Genomic DNA, 17975 nt, shown 5'->3' on the forward strand with positions numbered 1-17975 from the left:
CTGGCCGCTTTTTTAGTCGAGAGACGCATGCCCCAATACGACTACGATCTCATCGTCATCGGCGCGGGCTCAGGGGGCGTGCGGGCGGCGCGGCTTGCTTCCAAGAGCGGCGCAAAGGTCGCCATCATCGAGCAGGTGCAGGTGGGCGGCACGTGCGTGTTGCGCGGCTGCGTGCCGAAAAAATTCCTCGTCTATGCGTCGGAATATAGCCAGGCCTTCCGCGACGCCAAAGGCTTCGGCTGGACCGTCGATTGGGCGCGCTTCGATTGGCCGACGCTCCGCGACACCGTGCAAACGGAAGTGAACCGGCTCTCCGGCATCTACATCAAAAATCTCGACGCCGCCGGCGTGCGCATCATCGAAGATCGCGCCGTGCTCACCGACGCGCACACGATCCGCCTCACGCGCGAAGGCCGCTACCTCAGCGCCGAACGCATTCTCGTCGCAACCGGCGGCCACACCTATCGCCCCGAGGAAACGCCCGGCCAAGAACTCGGCATCACCTCCACCGACGCTTTCCTGCTCGACGAATTGCCCGCAAGCATCGTCATCGCCGGCGGCGGGTTCATCGCGCTTGAGTTCGCCAACATCTTCGCAAACCTCGGCGTCGAAACCACCATTGTCTATCGCGGCGAGCGTTTGCTGCGTGGCTTCGATCATGACGTGCGCATGCACGTGCAAGCCGATTACGAACGCTCCGGCGTCAAAGTGATCTGCGGCTCCACAATCAGCGAAATCGCCGCCCTCAGCGGCAATCGCAAGCTCGTCACGCTCTCGAACACGATGCGGCTGGAAGCCGATCAAGTGATGTGGGCGGTGGGACGCACGCCGAACACGCATGGGCTCGGCCTTGAAGCCGCTGGCGTGAAACTCAGCGAACGCGGCGCGGTGATCGTCGATGAATATTCGCGCTCCAGCACGCCTTCGATCTGGGCGGTGGGCGACGTGACCGACCGCATCAATCTCACGCCCGTCGCCATCCGCGAGGCGGTGGCGTTCGTGGAAACCGAGTTTCACCAACGCCCGACCAAGTTCGAGCACAAGGATGTGGCGAGCGCCGTGTTCTCAAGCCCGCCCGTCGGCGCCGTGGGCTTAAGCGAGCAAGACGCGCGCATGAAAGGCCACAAGCTCAAGATTTTCCGCACTGTGTTTCGGCCGATGAAAAACATCCTCGCCGGCAATGAGCAGCGCGTGATGATGAAGCTGGTGGTCGACGCGAAAACCGATTGCGTGCTGGGTGTGCATATCGCGGGCGTCGATGCGCCGGAGATGATTCAGCTCGCCGCCATCGCCGTCAAAGCCGGCCTCACCAAAGCGCAATGGGATATGACCTGCGCCGTCCATCCTACCGCCGCCGAAGAACTCGTCCTCATGGGCGAACCCGTCAGCCACGACAACGAAGCGCCAGCTTGAACGAAGACAATAGCCTCCGTTGGGAGCCCGAGAGTCTAGTTCCTGAGGAGCTGGAAGAGCGCGTCCGAATCTACCCCTCTGGTCGTGGCGGCGTCACGATATTCAGAGGGGGAACTCTGTTGTTCGTATTCCCAATGGGGACGCCATAGATGAGGCGCGGCTCCTTATGGACGAAGCGCGCCGCATCCTCAGCTTTCACGTCGTTCCCATGAAGGACGCAGGCTACTTGGTCGGCTTTAACAAAGCCGTAGCTGTGTACGTTAGTCAGGAAGAGTTTCGCAGCCGACAAGTAGAGATCGAACGTCGTATCGGCGACCTGGTATTTGCTGGCGAGAAGTTTGAGATGGCCGCCAACGCTGACATGGGGCACGGCCTGATAGGCGTGTACGCGCGCCGGAAGTTGCACCGCGACGCGTCTCTTCGACTTTTACAAGCGCGTTTAGTCAGCCCGCCCCCGCAACAATCCAATAAAACCAAGCTTCTCCACACACGCATCGCCGGTTTGTGCATCGTTCACTTGATCCAAATTTACCGAAAACTAACCATCCCCGCCGACCGTCCGGCGTTCGGAAACGGATTAAGTGAAGAGGGGCCAGAATATGCCCGCGCGTTTGGTTTCAGTGATCAACATGAAGGGCGGCGTGGGCAAATCCACGACGACGGTCTCGCTCGCTGAAACGCTTGCTCTGCATCAGCGCCGCCGCGTGCTGGTGATCGATCTCGATCCGCAAACCAACGCCTCGATCATGGTCGCCGGCCCCGAAAAGTGGAACGCGATGCGCGAGGCCGAGCGGACGCTCGATTTCTATTTTGAATCCTACATCGTCCAGCAGCGCCCAAAGCCGTTCAAGCAATTGATCGAGCTCAAGGTCAGCGACCTCAAAGGCAAGCCGGACGTGTCGCTCTGCGCCTCGGCGCCGGAATTCCGCATCGTCGAACGCGACATGATCGAAAGCTTCGTCAAGCGCGGCTTCCAGATCGATCAAATCCAAAAGTGGATTTGCGAGCGCTTCGCCAACGGCATCAAGAACGTCGTCAACGAATACGATTACATCCTGATCGATTGTCCGCCCGGCATTTCGCTGTTCGCCGAAGCGGCGCTGATCGCGGCCGATGCGATCCTGGTGCCGTCGATCCCCGATTACGTATCGCGTTTGGGCTTGATCACCTTCCGCAAGCGCGCGCTGCGCTTGATCAACGAGCGTCGCGGCGGCCCGTCGCAGCTCATGGTGCTCGCCACCAAATACGACGAGACCTTCTCGCTGCACCGCTCGGAAGCATCGCTGCTGAAGGACAATCTCGGCGAAGCGATGTTTGATGTGCGCATCCCGCAGCACGTCGATATCGCCAAGGCGGCCGAATGGTCGGAAACGCCGCGTACGTTCGAACAAAAGTACGGCGCGATGGCGCCGATCGTCGCCAAGCTCGGCGAGGAATTCGTCTCTAAAGTGGAAGTCGCGCAGGCCCTATGAGTCTGAACAGGACGCTCGATCGCTTCTTCGATGAAATTCGCCGCGAGGCGAAGCGCAATCCCGATTTCGCCAACCGCCTAGACGCGGTCCTCCAACGCCACGACTCGCGCCGCGACGTGCCCGACGAGGTGCTCGAAGACGTAGCGCGCGACGAAGCTCCTCCCCCGCAAGCGGGGGAGGTCCGAGCGAAGCGAGGGGAGGGGGAAATGCCGCCAGCTCCAGCCCCCGCAAAGAAGCCAGCGCCCACAGCCAAACCCGCAGCGCCCGCGCCAGCCGCCAAGAAGCCAGCCCCGGCCATCAACCCGGCCGGCCTCTACAAACGCGAAGGCGAAGACGCGCTCCGCAAAGCGCTCGACGGCCAAGAACTCACCGCGCTCCGCGCCCTCGTCGCCGAGCACAATCTCGACCCCAGCGGCGTCACGCCCTCGCTCACCCGCGACGAGCTCGCCACCCACATCCTCGCCCAAGCCAAACGCCGCGCCGAACGCGACGAGAAAATGTTCGACTACTGAGTGCGAACTCCTTCCCCGCGTGCGGGGGAGGAGGCGAGCAACGCGAGCCGGAGGGGGTAAGTCCGCCAACACCCCCTCAGTCATCGCGCGTCGCGCGCTGACAGCTCCCCCGTAAACGGGTGAGCAGTTGAGCAAGCTAAGCCGACTGCTCGGTCAGCCCGCCGCGGCCAAGTGTCTTGTCCATCCTGCCGCATGGGGACAGGGTGACGCGCGCGTAAATCCTCGGTAACAACCCCCGCCATGTTCGATAAAATCCTGATCGCCAATCGCGGCGAAGTCGCCGTCCGCATCATCCGCACCGCCCGCCGCATGGGCATCAAAACGGTCGTGGTCTATTCCGAGGCCGACCGCGACAGCCTCGCCGTCGATATGGCTGACGAGACCGTGTTCATCGGCCCCGCGCCCGCTGCGCAATCCTATCTGGTCATCGACAAGATCGTCGACGCCGCCAAACAAACCGGCGCGCAAGCGATCCACCCAGGCTTCGGCTTCCTCTCCGAGAAAGCCGAATTCGCCGATCGTCTGCTGGCGGAGAAGATCACTTTCATCGGTCCGAACGCGAACGCCATCCGCGCGATGGGCGACAAGATTGAATCGAAGAAGAGCGCACAGGCCGCGGGCGTCAGTTGCGTGCCCGGCTTCATCGGCGAAATCGAAGGCGTCGATCACGCCGTGCAGATCTCCGAAGAGATCGGCTATCCGGTGATGATCAAGGCGAGCGCCGGCGGCGGCGGCAAAGGCATCCGCGTCGCTTACAATCGCAAAGAGGTCGAAGAGGGCTTTCCGGCCGTGCGCGCCGAAGCGAAAGGCGCCTTTGGCGACGACCGTATCTTCATCGAAAAATTCGTGACCGCGCCGCGCCACATCGAGATCCAAGTGATGGGCGACAAGCACGGCAACGTCATCCATCTGTTCGAGCGCGAATGCTCGATCCAGCGCCGCAATCAGAAGGTCATCGAAGAAGCGCCGTCGCCGCTGCTCGATGAAAAGACCCGCAACGCGATGGGCGAGCAGGCGGTCGCACTCGCGAAAGCCGTGAATTACGACAGCGCCGGCACGGTCGAGTTCGTAGCCTCAGGCGCCGACAAGAGCTTCTATTTTCTCGAGATGAACACGCGTCTCCAAGTGGAGCATCCGGTCTCGGAAATGATCACCGGGCTTGATCTGGTCGAGCAAATGATCCGCGTCGCCGCCGGCGAACCGCTCAAGATCAAGCAGAAGGATCTGAAGATCAAAGGCTGGGCGATCGAAAGCCGCATTTACGCCGAAGATCCCTATCGCAACTTCCTGCCGTCGATCGGGCGCCTGCGCACCTATCGCACACCCGCGGAAGGCAAAGAGGGCGATCTTACGCTCCGCAACGAAACTGGCGTCCGCGAGGGCGACGAGATTTCGATGTTCTACGATCCGATGATCGCCAAGCTCGTCACGCACGGCCCCACACGCATCGCCGCGATCGACGCCCAAGCCCGCGCGCTCGATCAATTCCTGATCGAAGGCATCGCCGACAACATCCCATTCCTAGGCGCTGTGATGGAGGAGGCGGAATTCCGCTCCGGCGACATCACCACCGCCTACATCAAGAAGCATTTCCCCGAAGGCTTCGAAGGCGTGCCGCCGACGAAGGATCAGGAAAAGCTCCTGCTCAGCGTCGCCGCCTACGCGCGCGCCTTCACCGCCAAGCGCGCCGCCCAAATCAGCGGCCAAGCCAATGGCGCGCACGGTCGTCGCGATTGGGTCGTGATCCTCGACAAGCAACACCACGCCGCCGACGTCGCGCTCGACGAGAAGGGCGCGACCATCACACTCGACGGCAAGCCCTTCGCCGTGAAGATCAAGTCGGAGCCGCAGGGCTATCAATTGCGCCACCGCGGCATCACCGCGCGCGCCATTGTCGCCAGCCCCCGCGCCGCCGAGCTCTACAAGAAGATCCCGGAAAAGCAGAAGGCCGACACCTCAAAGCTCATCGTCTCGCCCATGCCCGGCCTCGTCATCTCGATCGACGTGAAGCCCGGCCAAGAGGTGAAGGCGGGCGAGGGCGTGGCCATCGTCGAAGCCATGAAGATGCAAAACATCATCCGCGCCGAACGCGACGGCGTGATCGCCAAAGTCAACGTCGCCGCCGGCGCGTCCGTCGCTGCGGACGAGGTGATGATTGAGTTGGGCTAGGCTCCGCACAGCGTTCGCGCGCTTCATCACCTGGCGCATGCGACTCAACCGCACGCAATTCGGCGTTGGCTTCGCCGCCCTGTGCGGTGGAGGCGCGTTGTTAATTGATTATGTTTGGACTCGCCAGCTTGGTGGGCGGCATTGAAGTTGTGTTCAACAACCCGCAGTGGACCTTTGCGCTGTTCGCGCTCTTCATCCCTTTGGTGTGGGCGCTGTTGGCTGGCAGAGCGCACGATCTTGGCTGGCCCGGTTGGCCATTTGTGGCGCTCTATATGTCGCCGTTCCCAACGCTTCTTATTCAGATGGATGAACGGTTCGGCATTTCGGGCGGGAGACTGCGCGCCTTTGCGGAGCTTATGCTGCTCGACGTTCAACGTGCGATTTACTTTTGGGTTGCCTTGTTCACGCTGGCCGCCACACCCGGCCAGAAAGAGACAAATCGCTATGGAGAGCAGCCGTCGCCTGGGCTGTGAGTAGCACTAAATACAAAGGCCGCGCTTTGCAGCGCGGCCTTCTAGGTGTTGAGGGTGAGCGGCGTTAGGCCGTCTTCTTTTTTGTCGAATAGTCGATGATGGCGAGCGCCAGATAAGCGAGGCCGACAGAGGCGAGGATGATCGCCGGCACGGCCATGCCGCGCACCACGTCGCCGTCATGCTCGTAGCCTTCGATCACAAAGCCTGCGCCGAGGAAGCCGCCGGCGAGCGCCAGCAGGACGACCGCGTTGCCCAGGCTCTTGCGGGCGCGATTGCCTTCTTCGAGCATGTTCTGCGTGAGCTGCGATACAAGCGCCGGGTCGAGGGATTGGCCGCGCTCCATCGCGCGTGAAACAAGTTCGTGGGCCGAGCGTTTGGTGCGCTCCTTGGCCAAAGTCGGCACCAGAATGATCGCCGCCAAGAACCCGAAAAACACAAACGGCACAAAGATATCCGCATCCATCGTCGCATCTCCATAAGCGGGGACTGCCGCCCCATTGCTGACATAGATGCGGGCGTCTCCGGCTTTGGACGCAGGGCGCTGGAAAAATACCAACTCCTCCCCCGCGAGCGGGGGAGGTCCCAGCGTAGCGAGGGGAGGGGGACGTGCCGCCAACACCCCCTCAGTCATCGCGCTTCGCGCTGACAGCTCCCCCGTAAACGGGTGAGCACTTACGCCGCGCGCAAACAAAAAGGCGCGCCCGAGAGCGCGCCTGGAGTGAGCTTTACAGGGGTAAGAAAACCTATGCGCGGATCGCCACGCGATCGCCTGGCGGGCGCTGCTTCGGCGCCGGCGCGCGCTTGGGCATCGGCACCACGACGCCGTCGTAGCGCGCAAACCATTCGTCCGCGCTCAAGCGCTTGGCGGTTTTGTCTGCGGGCTGCTTCGTCATCGCGTTGTCTCCGATGTGATGCGTAACGCTCTCTCACATCGCACGCACGCGCAATTAGCACTCGCGCACTAGATCGGAGGAGGAGTGTGTTCTGTTTGCCCGAACACATTCTCGAATGATGCGCGCAACGCCGCGTCCGCATCGTGCATTGAAATGGGCAAACCAAGATCAACCAAACTTGTCACACCAAATTGCGGTGCGCTGATTCCACACGGCGTGATGCCGGAGAAATGTTCGAGGTTGGGTTCCACGTTCAACGCGATGCCGTGAAAACTGATCCATTTGCGCAGGCGCACGCCGATTGCAGCAATCTTGTCCTCGCGCTGCCAACCCGGACCTTTGCGCTCCACCCACACACCGACGCGGCCCTCGCGAATCTCGCCTTTGACATTAAAGCGATCGAGTGCGCCGATGATCCAGCGCTCAAGGTCAGCGACGAATCGGGTCACGTCGCGCCCACGCTCGCGCAGGTCGAGCATCACGTACCCAACACGCTGACCGGGTCCGTGATAAGTGAATTGCCCGCCACGTCCCGTCTTGAACACCGGGAAACGATCCGGCGCCAAGAGATCATCGGCCTTGGCGCTCACGCCAGCAGTATAGAGTGGGGGGTGTTCCAGCAGCCACACCAACTCACCCGCTTCGCCGGCCGCGATCGCCGCCGCGCGCGCTTCCATAGCCGCGACCGCGGCCTCGTAGTCCACGAGCCCCGGCGATACCGCCCAGCCAATGCGTTTCGCTGCCGTGTCGTTCACGTCCAAGCAACCCTTTCAGGTTCGACTAGAGCAGAATCAAATGGGAAGCGCGCGTGTCAGATAGAACCCAGGTCCATCGAGTCGAAGTCGAGCTGTCGGTCGTGCTCGGCCGCTCCAAGATGCCGATGCACCATCTCCTGAAGATGGGCCGGGGCGCCGTGATCCCGCTCGACACCAAGGAATCGGACCAGCTGTGGATCCTGGCCAATGGACATCCGATCGCCCGGGGCGAAATCACCATCCAGGGCGAGCGTCTCTGCATCACTGTGACCGAACCCGCCGACGTGCACGAGTTCAACGCGGCGGCTTGATCTGAGGCTAGCTCGATCGCCGCCTCTTGGGCATAGCTATCGGGGTGGTATTCGGAGCGGCAGCCGTATGAACAGAATTGGCGTTGCGACGTTCATCATCGCAATTTTGGCGGCGGGTCTGGCGGGGGCCCAAGATTTCGCGGCTTCGCCGAACTACGGCACGATCCGTGTGCCAGGCGGATCGGCGCCTTATCCCTATGTCGTCGAAATCATCGCCGGCGGTGCGGTGGACGCGGCGGGTCTGGGCCCAAATTGCCGCGATTTGATCTCCGAGGCGCCAGACCTGCGCATCCTTTATTCGGCCTCGGACCTGACGCTCGCGCTACGCGCAACCTCCGACGCCGATACAATCCTGGTGGTGAATGCTCCGGATGGCAGCTGGCATTGCAGCGCGGACGGCGCCGGCGGCCACAACCCCGCGCTTGAGTTCGTGCAGCCGCTATCTGGGCAATATGACATCTGGGTGGGCGCCAAGGCGACTGGGGTCGGTTGGCCCACGCGGCTGGAGGTCAGCGAAAACAGCCCCAATTAGTCGCGCGCCCCAACATTCGGGGGTGTTCGAATTCTTACGAACGTGTTCATGTACGCTTCAGGCGCGGGACGCCATAGTCCAATTGTTCTAGGGCGCGTCAGAGCCTGACACGCTCATCTTCCGGGGAAATCCATCATGTCGCCAATCGCTCGTATGTTCGCCGCAGGTGCGGCTCTGGTCGCCGTCGCCAGCGGCGCCGCCTTCGCTCAGAACTACAGCCTGAACCCACTCTACGGTACGGTAAACCTGACGGCCGGCTTCACGCCCGATCCGTACGTGGTCAACGTGACCTCGGGCGGCCAGCGCAACGCCGCCAATATCAGCCCCTCCTGCCGCGGTTCAATCGCCGAGGCGCCAGATTTCCGGCTGAACTATCAAGCGGGTTCATTCCCGCTCATCATCTCGGTCAATTCCAGCGCCGATACGACCCTGGTCGTGAACGGCCCGGATGGCTCCTGGTATTGCGACGATGACAGCGGCAACGTGGGCTTGAACCCGTCGCTCCGCTTCGGTTCGCCGCAATCCGGCCAGTACGACATCTGGGTGGGTGATTACGGCGGCGGCAACAACGCGGCCCAGCTCCACATCTCTGAGCTCTACACCCAATAATCCACCTCCCCAAAGGGGTGTGAAAGCCAAGGGCCGGAGCCACGCTCCGGCCCTTGTTCGTTGGCGATGGGTCTGCTACGGCCACGCCCTCACGGCGATAGCCCCTCGGGGCGACGCCTAAAGATGCGCTCGTGGCGGAATTGGTAGACGCACTGCCTTGAGGTGGCAGCGAGTAACATCGTGGAGGTTCGAGTCCTCTCGAGCGCACCATTTTTGATCGCCAAGCGATCAAAAATGTCTGGCCGAAGCCCGCAGGGCGAAGGCGGACCGACTTAACCGCCGCTGCGCGCCAGCAGCTCCTCCAGATCGCGCTTCCAATGCACCGCCCAGGTGTGAGTGCCGTGTCCGCGCGTCTCGCTGGTCTCCTCGATCATCCGAAACCGCACGTTCGGGCCCATGCGCGCGAGCGCTTGCTGCGGGTAATCGAAATTGCGCGGATTGATGAAATCGTCCGCCGAATTCACCCACATCATGTGCGCAATGATGCGCTCCAGATTGGGCCACGGATTGTAGGTCCGCGAGCTTTCGAACTGGTAGAGCATGTCGTTGGCGTCGGCGCTGGCCATGCTGCGCTCGATGCGCGCGCGAATCTCGGTCGTGGCCGCATCGCGCGTCGGCCATTGCTCTTGGAAATAGAGCGGCGCGGCGCCCGCAATCGTCAGGATTGACGCCGCCGTGCGCAAACCTTGCGTCGGTTGCGTTTGGTACTCGCCGTTCGCCCACGCCGGATCGCTGCGGATGCCGTCAATGATCGCCTGGCGCCACATCCGGTTCAGGCCCGCGATCTCGATCGGCTCGCACGCCAGCGGCATCAGAGCCTGCGCAAAATCGGGATAGGTCTCGGCCCACACGAAGCCATGCATGCAACCCATCGAGGTGCCGAGGATCAGCCGCGCGTAGCGCACGCGCAGGCCTTCCGTCAGCAAACGGTGCTGCAACGCGACCATGTCGTCGTAATCATAATTCGGAAAGCGCATGCGCAAGCCGTCGGACGGCTTTGACGATCGCCCATGCCCGATATTGTCGGGCATGATGATCCAATAGCGATTGATATCGAGCGGCTGGCCCGGACCAAAAAGCTCATCTGCGAATTGCGGCGCCAGAAATTGCCGCCCCGAACCGCCGGTGCCGTGCAACAGCAGCACCGCATTGTCGATCTGCCCACGCCGATTGCGATGCGGCGTGCCCAGCGTCGCATAATGAATGCGCACCGCGTCCATCCGCTCGCCCGAGCGGAACGTCACATTGTGCGCAACAAAATCGTGCTCAGCAGGCTGCCAACGCGGCGCACTCTGCGCGTGTGCGAGGGCGGGCGCGCCAAGTAACAAGACCAACGCAAGGAAGAGGTGCTTCATCATGCGCCAAGCCTAGGCGCCGCGCGAAACCGCGTCTAGCTCGCCCGCCGCCACGGAAAAAGCGCGCACAGCCTCTCGTCGCGCAGCCACAGGCCGCCCCACATGAAGAGCGCCAGATAGATGCTGAACAGCGTGTGGCTGAAGAGCGGCTGGTCCGCGCGCAAATTCGTCGCCATCGCGCCGCCCAGCAAGCCCATGAACAGAACGGCGCCCAACACGCTCGTCGGCCGGTACGCGTAAAGCAGCGTCAGGACCAATTCGAGGATGCCGATGGGCAACACATACTCGCGTCGCCAGCCCAATCCTTCGAGAATATCGCCGGCGATCGGCATGCCCATCAGCTTCGGCGTCACCGACGCGCCCAGCATGAACAGCACGAACAAGCCGCTCAGCACGCGGCCCACCCAAACACTCGCACTTGCTTTCATCGGGGCGGCTCCCTGGTTCCGCTCCAAGGACGAAGCCTTATGGCCGGCGCCGACATCGAAACACAGAAATCTTGGCTTCATGGGTTGACCTTCGGCGCGACGCGGCGTTTGGGGGAGGCGACACGCCCACCTCCCAACGCGAAGCGACGGCCGATGAGCACCGAAAACGACACGGCGGCCGCCGAGCGGGTGCGCCAGCCACCTTCCGAGGACGCCCAATTCATCGTCGGCGTCATCGCCGCCGCTGGCGATCACGATTGGCCGGCGCTGCGTCGCCAGCTGAGCGCGCTGGACCCGGCCGACATCGCCGACGTGATCGAGCACGTGCCGCTCGAGACAGCGCGCACCATCGCGAAAATGATCGGCCGGCATTTGCCGCCCGAATTCCTGCCCGAACTCTCCTGGGAGCGGCGCGAGGAAATCCTGCCCGAACTGCCGGCCGATTATGTCGGCCAAGCGCTCGGCCAGCTCGACACCGACGACGCCGCCGCCGTCGCCGCCGACATTGACGAGAAGCAACTCGGCCGCGTGCTCGCCGCCGCCGACGAAGACACGCGTCTTGCGGTCGAAGAAGCGCTCTCGTTCGATGAAGAGACCGCCGGCCGTCTCATGCAGCGCGAATACGTCGCCGCACCTGAAGGGGCGATGGTGGGCGACGTCATCGATCGCATGCGCGTGGAATCCGCCGAACTGCCGGACGTGTTCTTCGAGATTTACGTCGTCGATCCGGCCATGCGCCCGGTCGGCGCCGTGCACGTCTCAAAGCTGATGCGCGAAACGCGCGAGACGCCGATCGCCTCGATCATGGCGCCGATCAAAGCCATCATCCGCACCGAGATGGACCAGGAAGAGGTCGCGCACACCTTCCAGAAGTATCACTTGGCCTCCGCGCCTGTCGTGGACGACGCCGGCCGTCTCACCGGCACGATGACCGTTGACGACATCATCGACGTCATCAGCGAAGAGGGTGAGGAAGACTTGCTCAAGCTCGCCGGCGTGAGCGAAGCGGCGCAAACCGACTCCGTCTCCAAAACCGTGCGCGCGCGTGCGCCTTGGCTGCTGGTGAACCTTGCCACGGCTGTGGTCGCTTCCAACGTCATTAGCCAATTCCAAGGATCGATCACGCAACTCGTCGCGCTCGCCGTGCTGATGCCAATCGTCGCCTCGATGGGCGGCAACGCCGGCACGCAAGCGCTGGCGGTCGCCGTGCGCGCCATCGCCTCACGCGATCTCACCGAAAGCAGCGCGCCGCGCTACATCTTGCGCGAAGCAATGACGGCGCTCTCCAACGGCCTCATCTTCGCCGTGGTGCTGGCGCTCGTCGTCGGCATCTGGTTCCACAATACCCAGCTTGCGCTCGTTATCGGCGCAGCCGTGCTGATCAATTTCCTCTGCGCGGGCCTTGCCGGCATTCTCGTGCCGCTGACGCTCCGCCGCATCGGCGCCGACCCGGCTGTGTCCTCCAGCGTGTTCGTCACCTTCGTCACCGATATCATCGGTTTTATGGCGTTCCTGGGCTTGGCGACGATCGTGCTGTTGGGTGGCTGATCACGTCCCGCACGTGCGCGGTGTGCGCATGAGCACATGCATCTCATTGATCTTTTGGTGATAGTAGAGCGCGCCATCGGGCGCGACGGTCGGCCCTTCCACGAAGCCATTGATCGCGGCGATGCGCGCGGGCGCGCTGAAGGCCTCCGTTGGGCTTCGCCGGGTCGCTACCAAAATCTCAAGCGTCGGCGGCGCGAAGAAATGCGTCGTCAGTCGCGTGAAATAAAGCTCCAACTCATTCTCGGACGTCGCTGGCGCGTATTCCAGGGATCGTTGCGTGTTGACGTTCGCGAACCAGTGGTCGAAGCGCGGTGCGCGCCGCCAGCCATTCGCGGTCAGCACAGCCAAGCGTAAATCTGACGCGCGCGGAATAGGGGCGGCCCAGCGCGTGTCAGCTATATAGAGCCGTGCGCCATCGGCGCTGATTTCGGCATCCATATTGAACAACGGCCAGCGCCCCGGCGTCAGAGCGGGATTAAGCATAGGGGCCGCGACAGAGCTTCCGGTCCAATGCCCGGTCCAAATCGTCGCCGCACGGCCATCTGCGACACGTGGCGAGATGTAAGCGAACGTCCCGTCGCGCGCGAGCGAAGGCACGCCATCGAGCTCGGCGGAATTGGCGCCTTCGATCGGCCCACGAAAGCGAAAGTGCGTCGCGTCCACGCGGCTCGCCCAGAACATATCGGTCTGATCATTCGGGCCGTTGCGATTGTTGAAGAAGAGCGTCTCGCCGTCGCGCGAAATGAACGGCTCCATCGCGTGTCCGCGGTAGTCCTCGACCTGCACCGAGTGCGGCGCGCCAAAACAAAGCGCCAGCGCAGCTGCTGGGATATACGTGAAATCCATCCCCGGAGTAGAGCAGAGAAGCAGCAGCTCGTCATGGGCGCGTGAGCGGCGGAGCGCTCGAATTTTGATTTGCCCCTCCGCCCGTCGTATTAGGGGCCGGCAGGGTGAGTGCATGAAGGCCTGGATGATGTTTGCGCCGCTGGCGACCATTCTCGGCGCCGTGCTCGCCGGGATGCTCGCGATTGGTCCGCTGGCGCTTGGCGCTGTCGTGGCGTCGAACGCATTCGCAAAAGTGCTCGCCGCAATAATGGCGTTCACCGTCGCGCTCGTTGTGTTTGCCATCGTGGTTCCAGGGCGCGGAGTTTGGCGCGGCAGGTTGCACACCGGCTGGCTTTCGCCTTCTCACGCCTTGGCGGATGTCGCTCACATCGAGCACACGAAGGAAGGCGTTAGCATCGCGCTGCGCGCGACGCCCGAGCCGCAGGACTGGAAAGGCCTGGTGCTGCGACTCTGAGCGCGCGCGCCACCCGACATACCTAACGAAAATTCACCCAGTACGTGCGCGCGTGGCGCCGTGTTTGCGTCTTTTGGCGAAAGCTCGCGTCCGTTCGCATCAGAACGGCACGCGCGGCCAAGAAAAACGCGAAAGACCAGCCCCGTGACCACGTCCATTTCTCTCGCCGGCCTGGCGCTGATCCAGGAATTTGAAGGCTTCCGCGCCGATCCCGCCGCTTTGCCGGATGGCAAGTGGGTCGTTGGCTATAATCATGTGCGCGAGCGCCATCCGGGCGCCAAAGTGAGCCAAGGCGACGCCGTTGATCTTCTGGCGCGCGATCTCGTGCCGCTCATTCAGATGGTGAACAAGGAAGTCACCACGCCGATCACGCAATCCCAATTCGATGCGCTGGTTTCTTTCGCTTTCTCGATTGGCGCCGAAGCGTTCGCGAAAAGCCAAGTGCTGCGCCGCGTCAATCAAGGCGCGTTCCTCGCGGCGGCGTCCGCGATGGAAGCTTGGCGCAAATCTGAAGTGAATGGCGACATCGTCGTCAGCCAAGCTCTGGTGCGCCGCCGCGCCGCCGAGAAGGCGCTCTTCTTGAAGGAATTGCCTGTCGAGGCGGCGCCGTCAGCCTTGCTGCGCCCGCAACTCGATTACGCCGCCGCCGTCCTCGGCGCCCCGCTCGAATACACCGAAGCGCCGAAGCTTGAGAGTGCGATTGTCACGCCTGTGATTGATCTGGAAGCCATCGAAGCCAAGGTCGCCGCCGAAGTCGCCGCTGCTGAAGCGGCGCGCGCGGCCGAAGCCCAAGCGCTCATCGATGCGCAAGAACGCGCCGAAGCCGCGGCCCGCGCTGAAGCGGAGGCACAAGCGCGCGCCATCGCCTTTGCCGACGCCCAATTGGCGCTGCAGCAGAAACCCAATGACGGCCAAGTCATCACGAGGATCCTTATGTCCGAACCCGCCACCGCCGATGTTTTGTTGCTGACGCAAGTTGTCGTCGAAGATTTCGCCGACGACGAAGCCGAGATCGTCACCGCGCACGCCAAGCCGGTCGCGCGTCAGATCGGGTTTGCCCGCAGCTTCAAATTCGCGTGGCCGGATCTCACGCGCACAGCCGACAGCTTCGCGCTCGCCGCGTTGTTGCTGGTTGGTCTGGGCCTCATCGCCATTTCGAGCACGATGCTCTTCAACGGCCCTGCCGATTTCGTTGACGTTGCTGGCGCCATCGCGCTTGCGACGCCCGGCCTCGCCGCAACGCTTCTCGCCGCCTACGCCATCTGGCGTTCGCCGAAGCCGCAGGCCGTCGAAGTCTGATCATTTTTGTTTACGCTGGTGACACTCAAAGGGCGGGAGCAATCCCGCCCTTTTCTTTGTGTGGAACGCGCCGCGCGGCTTTCGCATTGTGGAGAAGGGGCGAGAGAGGAAGTCCCATGCCCGCCAAGTCGAAAGCTCAACAGAAAGCCGCCGGCGCCGCCCTCGCGGCCAAACGCGGCGACGCCAAGAAGAGCGACCTCAAAGGCGCGTCAAAGCAGATGTACGAGTCCATGAGCGAAAAGCAGCTCGACGAATTCGCGTCCGCCAAGCGGAAAGGCAAACCGAACTACGTCGAAGGCAGCCCGATCCCGGCCAAGAAAGCCGCGCGCAAGAAGGCTGCGAAGAAGGCCGCTGCGAGCCGCGCCAAGAACACCGCCAAGCGCAAGACCGCCGCCAAGAAGGCGGCCAAGACGCGAGCCGCCAGGAAATCAAAGGCGCGCTAGACGCAAAACGGGCCGCATCGGTTCCCGATGCGGCCCGTCCATTGTCTGTCCCTAGAGCGGGGCAAAGATTAGGCGCGTCCCCCAATCGAGCCTGCGCTCGAGGTGGTCCAAGCCTGCGACAATGCCCCTACAGAGTGACAATGAGACATGGATCACCTCCTTTCCTAAACACCCCGGCGAAGCGCCGGAGCCAGTAAGATAGGCGCCGCAACGGCCCGTGAAAAGCGTCATGGCTCAAACGCGCTGCATCTGGCGTAATGTGCGTGCGCAACAACGCGGGGAGGCGAAAATGCGGCAATGGCTTGGTGCGCTTGCGCTGATCATCGCAGCGAGCACCACACCAGTGGCGGCGGACACAATGGAAACGCATCCGGAAGTGTTGCGCGCCTGCGTTGCTGCGCCAGACGCGACACGCGAAGCGTTAGCGCAATGCATCGGCGCTGAAGCGCGGCCCTGCATCATTGCCGAAGGCCCCGGCACGATGTCCGAAGCGCTGTGCTGGAACGCCGAAGCGGAGACCTGGGACGCGCTGATCAATGAAGCGACCACAGCGCTCACCGAGCGCGCACCCTATCGCGATCCCAGCCGCCTGAAGCGCGCCAACACGACATGGGCGGCATGGGCTGACGCCGAATGTGAGTACTGGGCCTGGGAAGAGGGCGGCGGCTCAGGCGAGCAAGTCGAACGCGTCATGTGCGCCGCACGCCTCCGCGCGCAGCGCACGATCGAGCTTATGCTCGCGCCTCGTTAGGGGCGTTCTGGCGTCAGCGAACCGAGCAACGTCGCCGTGTCGCCGGCCATCGCAATGCACGAATTGCTCTCGCCGCCATCCGGATAGCAGAAGAGCGGCCCTTGCGCGCCGCGCACGCCCTCATAGCGCTGACGCGTAATCCCAGCCGCCGGCTGAAAACCCGGCGGGCGTTGCGCGCCCGACGGCCAAGCCGGCAGCCAATCCGCAGTCTGCACTTCCGCTGTGTTTTGGATCCACGCTTCGAGATCGCTGCTCAAACTCACGCGATCGCCGTTCGGATTGAACGCCAGCGGCACCTGCGCGATCGGATAGCTTTGCTCCAGCAACACAGCATCGCCTTCGCGCGCCTTGATGCGGATCGTCGCCACAGCATCCTGGCAGGCATCGCCCACGAGCTCGGCTTCAATGATATAATATTGACTGCCGACCGCCGACCAATCGCGCGAGGTGTTGGCGTTGCAGCCCGTAACCGGCGGCGGCAATGTTGCGGCTGGCGCCTCGGCCGTTTCAGCGGGCGCTTGTGGCGGCGAGCACGCCGCGAGCGCCAAAGCCAATACCGCAAAGCCAGCACGCTTGATCATTGAGCCTCCTCGACCACGTCTCGTTCCAACAGAAGTCCGGCGCCGCCGGCCGCAGGTTCCCAGAAAATGCAAACCTCGGTTCCTGTGCCCGAATAATGGCACAACATCGGCAAGTCGCGCGCGCGTATGTCCCCGTATGTGAGTTGATCTAGCGTGCTGGCGCCTTGCGCCAAGGCGTCGAACGCGGGCGCCGCTTGCGTTGTGGAGAGGCTTGCTTGCGCCCAGCGATCCACGAAATTCTGCACGTGCTCAGTGTCTTCCGCCCCGAACACTTCTCCGAAGCGATGCGTCAGCGGTGCGCTCCAGGACCAGATCGGAAAGCCTTGGCTATCGCGAATGACATAGAGCCCGATCGCTCTGTCGCAGGAGGGGCCGATGGTTTGCGCTGTGATCGTGTCCGTCGCATCCGGCGCCGTGAACGCGACCTCGTGCGTGGCCAAGAGATCGCAGCGCGCAGCATCGCCGCGCGGCACGCACGCGGCCGCAAACAAGGCGCACGCAACAACGAGAAAACGCATCACGGTCCGTACGCCACAATCATCGTCGGCGCATGCGATGCCGGATCGATGATCAAGCATTGCGACGCTTCAACCGACGCCGCGTAGCAAATCATAGCCAAGTTCCGCGCACGCAGCATTTCATAAGTCTCGCGATCAAACGGCGTGTCGTAAGCGAATGTCGTCGCGCTCTCCGTCAGCGTCGCCACGCCTTCACGCCATTCAGGTAACTCGCCAGACCGCATTTCGGTCACATCGGCCCAGCCGGCGAGAAACGTGGCCATCTGCTCGTTTGTAACCGGCGCCGCGCCTTCCGGCGGAATGCCGCCTTGGCTCATGTCGTAATAGGTGGATGCAACCGCCCACAGCGGATCGCCCGCGCTATTGCGCACGACCAATTGCACCACAGCCTGCGCACAAGAGGGCCCAGACGCGCTTGTCGTCACAACGTCCGGCGTCTCGTTCGTCCACGCGACATCATGCGTCGCGGAAAACGCGCACGCCGATTGTGAAGTGGAAGCGGGCTCTCCACACGCGCTGAGCGCGAGTGCGGCGAGGCCAAGAAGAAGACGGCGCATGGAGCCCCTCGAAGATTCGAAGGTGCGACCATAGCCACCACAAATCGGAACGTCAG

At 62.8% G+C, this 17975-nt stretch carries 22 protein-coding genes, 1 tRNA gene and 1 pseudogene; 15 read left to right on the top strand and 9 right to left on the bottom strand.

Annotation, left to right across the window (positions count from 1 at the left end; translation table 11 throughout):
* The first annotated feature begins 27 nt into the window (after positions 1–27).
* The 6 genes from gor to EPJ54_RS19300 all read left to right on the top strand — a co-directional run bounded on the left by gor (position 28) and on the right by EPJ54_RS19300 (position 6039).
* Complete coding sequence (gene gor, locus EPJ54_RS19275; protein WP_135213399.1) at positions 28–1413, top strand: glutathione-disulfide reductase; 1386 nt, start codon at positions 28–30, stop codon at positions 1411–1413.
* A 166-nt stretch (positions 1414–1579) separates the two neighbouring features.
* Complete coding sequence (locus EPJ54_RS19280) at positions 1580–2089, top strand: hypothetical protein (RefSeq protein WP_135213400.1); 510 nt, start codon at positions 1580–1582, stop codon at positions 2087–2089.
* On the top strand, positions 2013–2885 hold the full coding sequence (locus tag EPJ54_RS19285; RefSeq protein WP_135213401.1) for a ParA family protein: 873 nt from the start codon (positions 2013–2015) through the stop codon (positions 2883–2885). The genes EPJ54_RS19280 and EPJ54_RS19285 overlap by 77 nt, the downstream gene beginning before the upstream one ends.
* On the top strand, positions 2882–3397 hold the full coding sequence (locus tag EPJ54_RS19290; RefSeq protein ID WP_135213402.1) for a hypothetical protein: 516 nt from the start codon (positions 2882–2884) through the stop codon (positions 3395–3397). The genes EPJ54_RS19285 and EPJ54_RS19290 overlap by 4 nt, the downstream gene beginning before the upstream one ends.
* A 240-nt stretch (positions 3398–3637) precedes the next feature.
* Positions 3638–5566: an acetyl-CoA carboxylase biotin carboxylase subunit gene (locus EPJ54_RS19295; protein ID WP_135213403.1), complete on the top strand. Its 1929-nt coding sequence runs from the start codon at positions 3638–3640 to the stop codon at positions 5564–5566.
* Between the two features lie 110 nt (positions 5567–5676).
* Complete coding sequence (locus EPJ54_RS19300; RefSeq protein ID WP_239591040.1) at positions 5677–6039, top strand: DUF805 domain-containing protein; 363 nt, start codon at positions 5677–5679, stop codon at positions 6037–6039.
* A 64-nt stretch (positions 6040–6103) separates the two neighbouring features.
* Here the strand turns inward: EPJ54_RS19300 and EPJ54_RS19305 are convergent, their stop codons facing one another.
* The 3 genes from EPJ54_RS19305 to lipB form a co-directional block, all read right to left on the bottom strand.
* Positions 6104–6502, bottom strand: coding sequence for a hypothetical protein (locus EPJ54_RS19305; protein WP_135213405.1), 399 nt, complete (start codon positions 6500–6502; stop codon positions 6104–6106).
* Between the two features lie 280 nt (positions 6503–6782).
* Positions 6783–6932 carry a hypothetical protein gene (locus tag EPJ54_RS19980; protein WP_167755853.1) on the bottom strand — a complete coding sequence of 50 codons (150 nt, stop codon included), beginning with the start codon at positions 6930–6932 and terminating at the stop codon, positions 6783–6785.
* 68 nt (positions 6933–7000) lie between these two features.
* The gene (gene lipB / locus EPJ54_RS19310; protein ID WP_167755854.1) at positions 7001–7693 is read right to left on the bottom strand and encodes a lipoyl(octanoyl) transferase LipB; all 693 of its coding nucleotides are present in this window, start codon (positions 7691–7693) and stop codon (positions 7001–7003) included.
* Between the two features lie 47 nt (positions 7694–7740).
* On the opposite strand from lipB, the gene EPJ54_RS19315 reads away from it, so the two are divergent.
* The 4 genes from EPJ54_RS19315 (at position 7741) to EPJ54_RS19330 (ending at position 9349) form a co-directional block, all read left to right on the top strand.
* On the top strand, positions 7741–7998 hold the full coding sequence (locus tag EPJ54_RS19315) for a FliM/FliN family flagellar motor switch protein (RefSeq protein WP_135213407.1): 258 nt from the start codon (positions 7741–7743) through the stop codon (positions 7996–7998).
* 67 nt (positions 7999–8065) lie between these two features.
* A complete protein-coding gene (locus EPJ54_RS19320; RefSeq protein WP_239591037.1) occupies positions 8066–8530 on the top strand; it encodes a peptidase S1 in 465 nt (154 codons plus the stop codon).
* A gap of 135 nt (positions 8531–8665) precedes the next feature.
* The gene (locus EPJ54_RS19325; protein ID WP_239591038.1) at positions 8666–9139 is read left to right on the top strand and encodes a peptidase S1; all 474 of its coding nucleotides are present in this window, start codon (positions 8666–8668) and stop codon (positions 9137–9139) included.
* Between the two features lie 125 nt (positions 9140–9264).
* Positions 9265–9349, top strand: a tRNA-Leu gene (locus EPJ54_RS19330).
* A gap of 62 nt (positions 9350–9411) precedes the next feature.
* Here EPJ54_RS19330 and EPJ54_RS19335 read toward each other — a convergent pair.
* Both EPJ54_RS19335 and EPJ54_RS19340 read right to left on the bottom strand, forming a co-directional pair.
* Entirely contained in the window at positions 9412–10497 is a 1086-nt protein-coding gene (locus EPJ54_RS19335) for an alpha/beta fold hydrolase (protein ID WP_239591039.1), read from the bottom strand.
* A gap of 32 nt (positions 10498–10529) precedes the next feature.
* A complete protein-coding gene (locus EPJ54_RS19340) occupies positions 10530–10922 on the bottom strand; it encodes a DoxX family protein (protein ID WP_135213408.1) in 393 nt (130 codons plus the stop codon).
* 153 nt (positions 10923–11075) lie between these two features.
* Between EPJ54_RS19340 and mgtE the strand changes: the two genes are divergently transcribed.
* Positions 11076–12470, top strand: coding sequence for a magnesium transporter (gene mgtE / locus EPJ54_RS19345; protein ID WP_167755855.1), 1395 nt, complete (start codon positions 11076–11078; stop codon positions 12468–12470).
* Here the strand turns inward: mgtE and EPJ54_RS19350 are convergent, their stop codons facing one another.
* Complete coding sequence (locus EPJ54_RS19350) at positions 12471–13316, bottom strand: hypothetical protein (protein WP_135213410.1); 846 nt, start codon at positions 13314–13316, stop codon at positions 12471–12473. It abuts the gene before it with no gap.
* Positions 13317–13428: 112 nt separating this feature from the next.
* Here EPJ54_RS19350 and EPJ54_RS19355 point away from each other — a divergent pair, with 112 nt between their 5' ends.
* From EPJ54_RS19355 to EPJ54_RS19370, 4 genes and pseudogenes are all read left to right on the top strand, one after another.
* Positions 13429–13770, top strand: a complete 342-nt coding sequence (locus EPJ54_RS19355) for a hypothetical protein (protein ID WP_135213411.1) — start codon at positions 13429–13431, stop codon at positions 13768–13770.
* Between the two features lie 144 nt (positions 13771–13914).
* A complete protein-coding gene (locus EPJ54_RS19360; RefSeq protein ID WP_167755856.1) occupies positions 13915–15069 on the top strand; it encodes a lysozyme in 1155 nt (384 codons plus the stop codon).
* 116 nt (positions 15070–15185) lie between these two features.
* Positions 15186–15362 (top strand): annotated as a pseudogene (locus tag EPJ54_RS20490) (DUF3008 family protein); the annotation flags it as partial.
* A 439-nt stretch (positions 15363–15801) separates the two neighbouring features.
* Positions 15802–16263 carry a lysozyme inhibitor LprI family protein gene (locus EPJ54_RS19370; RefSeq protein ID WP_167755857.1) on the top strand — a complete coding sequence of 154 codons (462 nt, stop codon included), beginning with the start codon at positions 15802–15804 and terminating at the stop codon, positions 16261–16263.
* Here EPJ54_RS19370 and EPJ54_RS19375 read toward each other — a convergent pair.
* Genes EPJ54_RS19375 through EPJ54_RS19385 form a run of 3 tightly spaced genes read right to left on the bottom strand, consistent with a single transcriptional unit; the run spans position 16260 to position 17919 of the window.
* Positions 16260–16844, bottom strand: coding sequence for a hypothetical protein (locus EPJ54_RS19375; protein ID WP_135213415.1), 585 nt, complete (start codon positions 16842–16844; stop codon positions 16260–16262). The two genes, EPJ54_RS19370 and EPJ54_RS19375, sit on opposite strands and share 4 nt — an antisense overlap.
* Positions 16841–17365, bottom strand: coding sequence for a hypothetical protein (locus tag EPJ54_RS19380; protein WP_135213416.1), 525 nt, complete (start codon positions 17363–17365; stop codon positions 16841–16843). The genes EPJ54_RS19375 and EPJ54_RS19380 overlap by 4 nt, the downstream gene beginning before the upstream one ends.
* The gene (locus EPJ54_RS19385; protein ID WP_135213417.1) at positions 17362–17919 is read right to left on the bottom strand and encodes a hypothetical protein; all 558 of its coding nucleotides are present in this window, start codon (positions 17917–17919) and stop codon (positions 17362–17364) included. Before EPJ54_RS19385 ends, EPJ54_RS19380 begins: the two co-directional genes overlap by 4 nt.
* Positions 17920–17975: the final 56 nt, after the last annotated feature.

The organism is Vitreimonas flagellata (assembly GCF_004634425.1).
GTDB classification, from domain to species: domain Bacteria; phylum Pseudomonadota; class Alphaproteobacteria; order Caulobacterales; family Aquidulcibacteraceae; genus Vitreimonas; species Vitreimonas flagellata.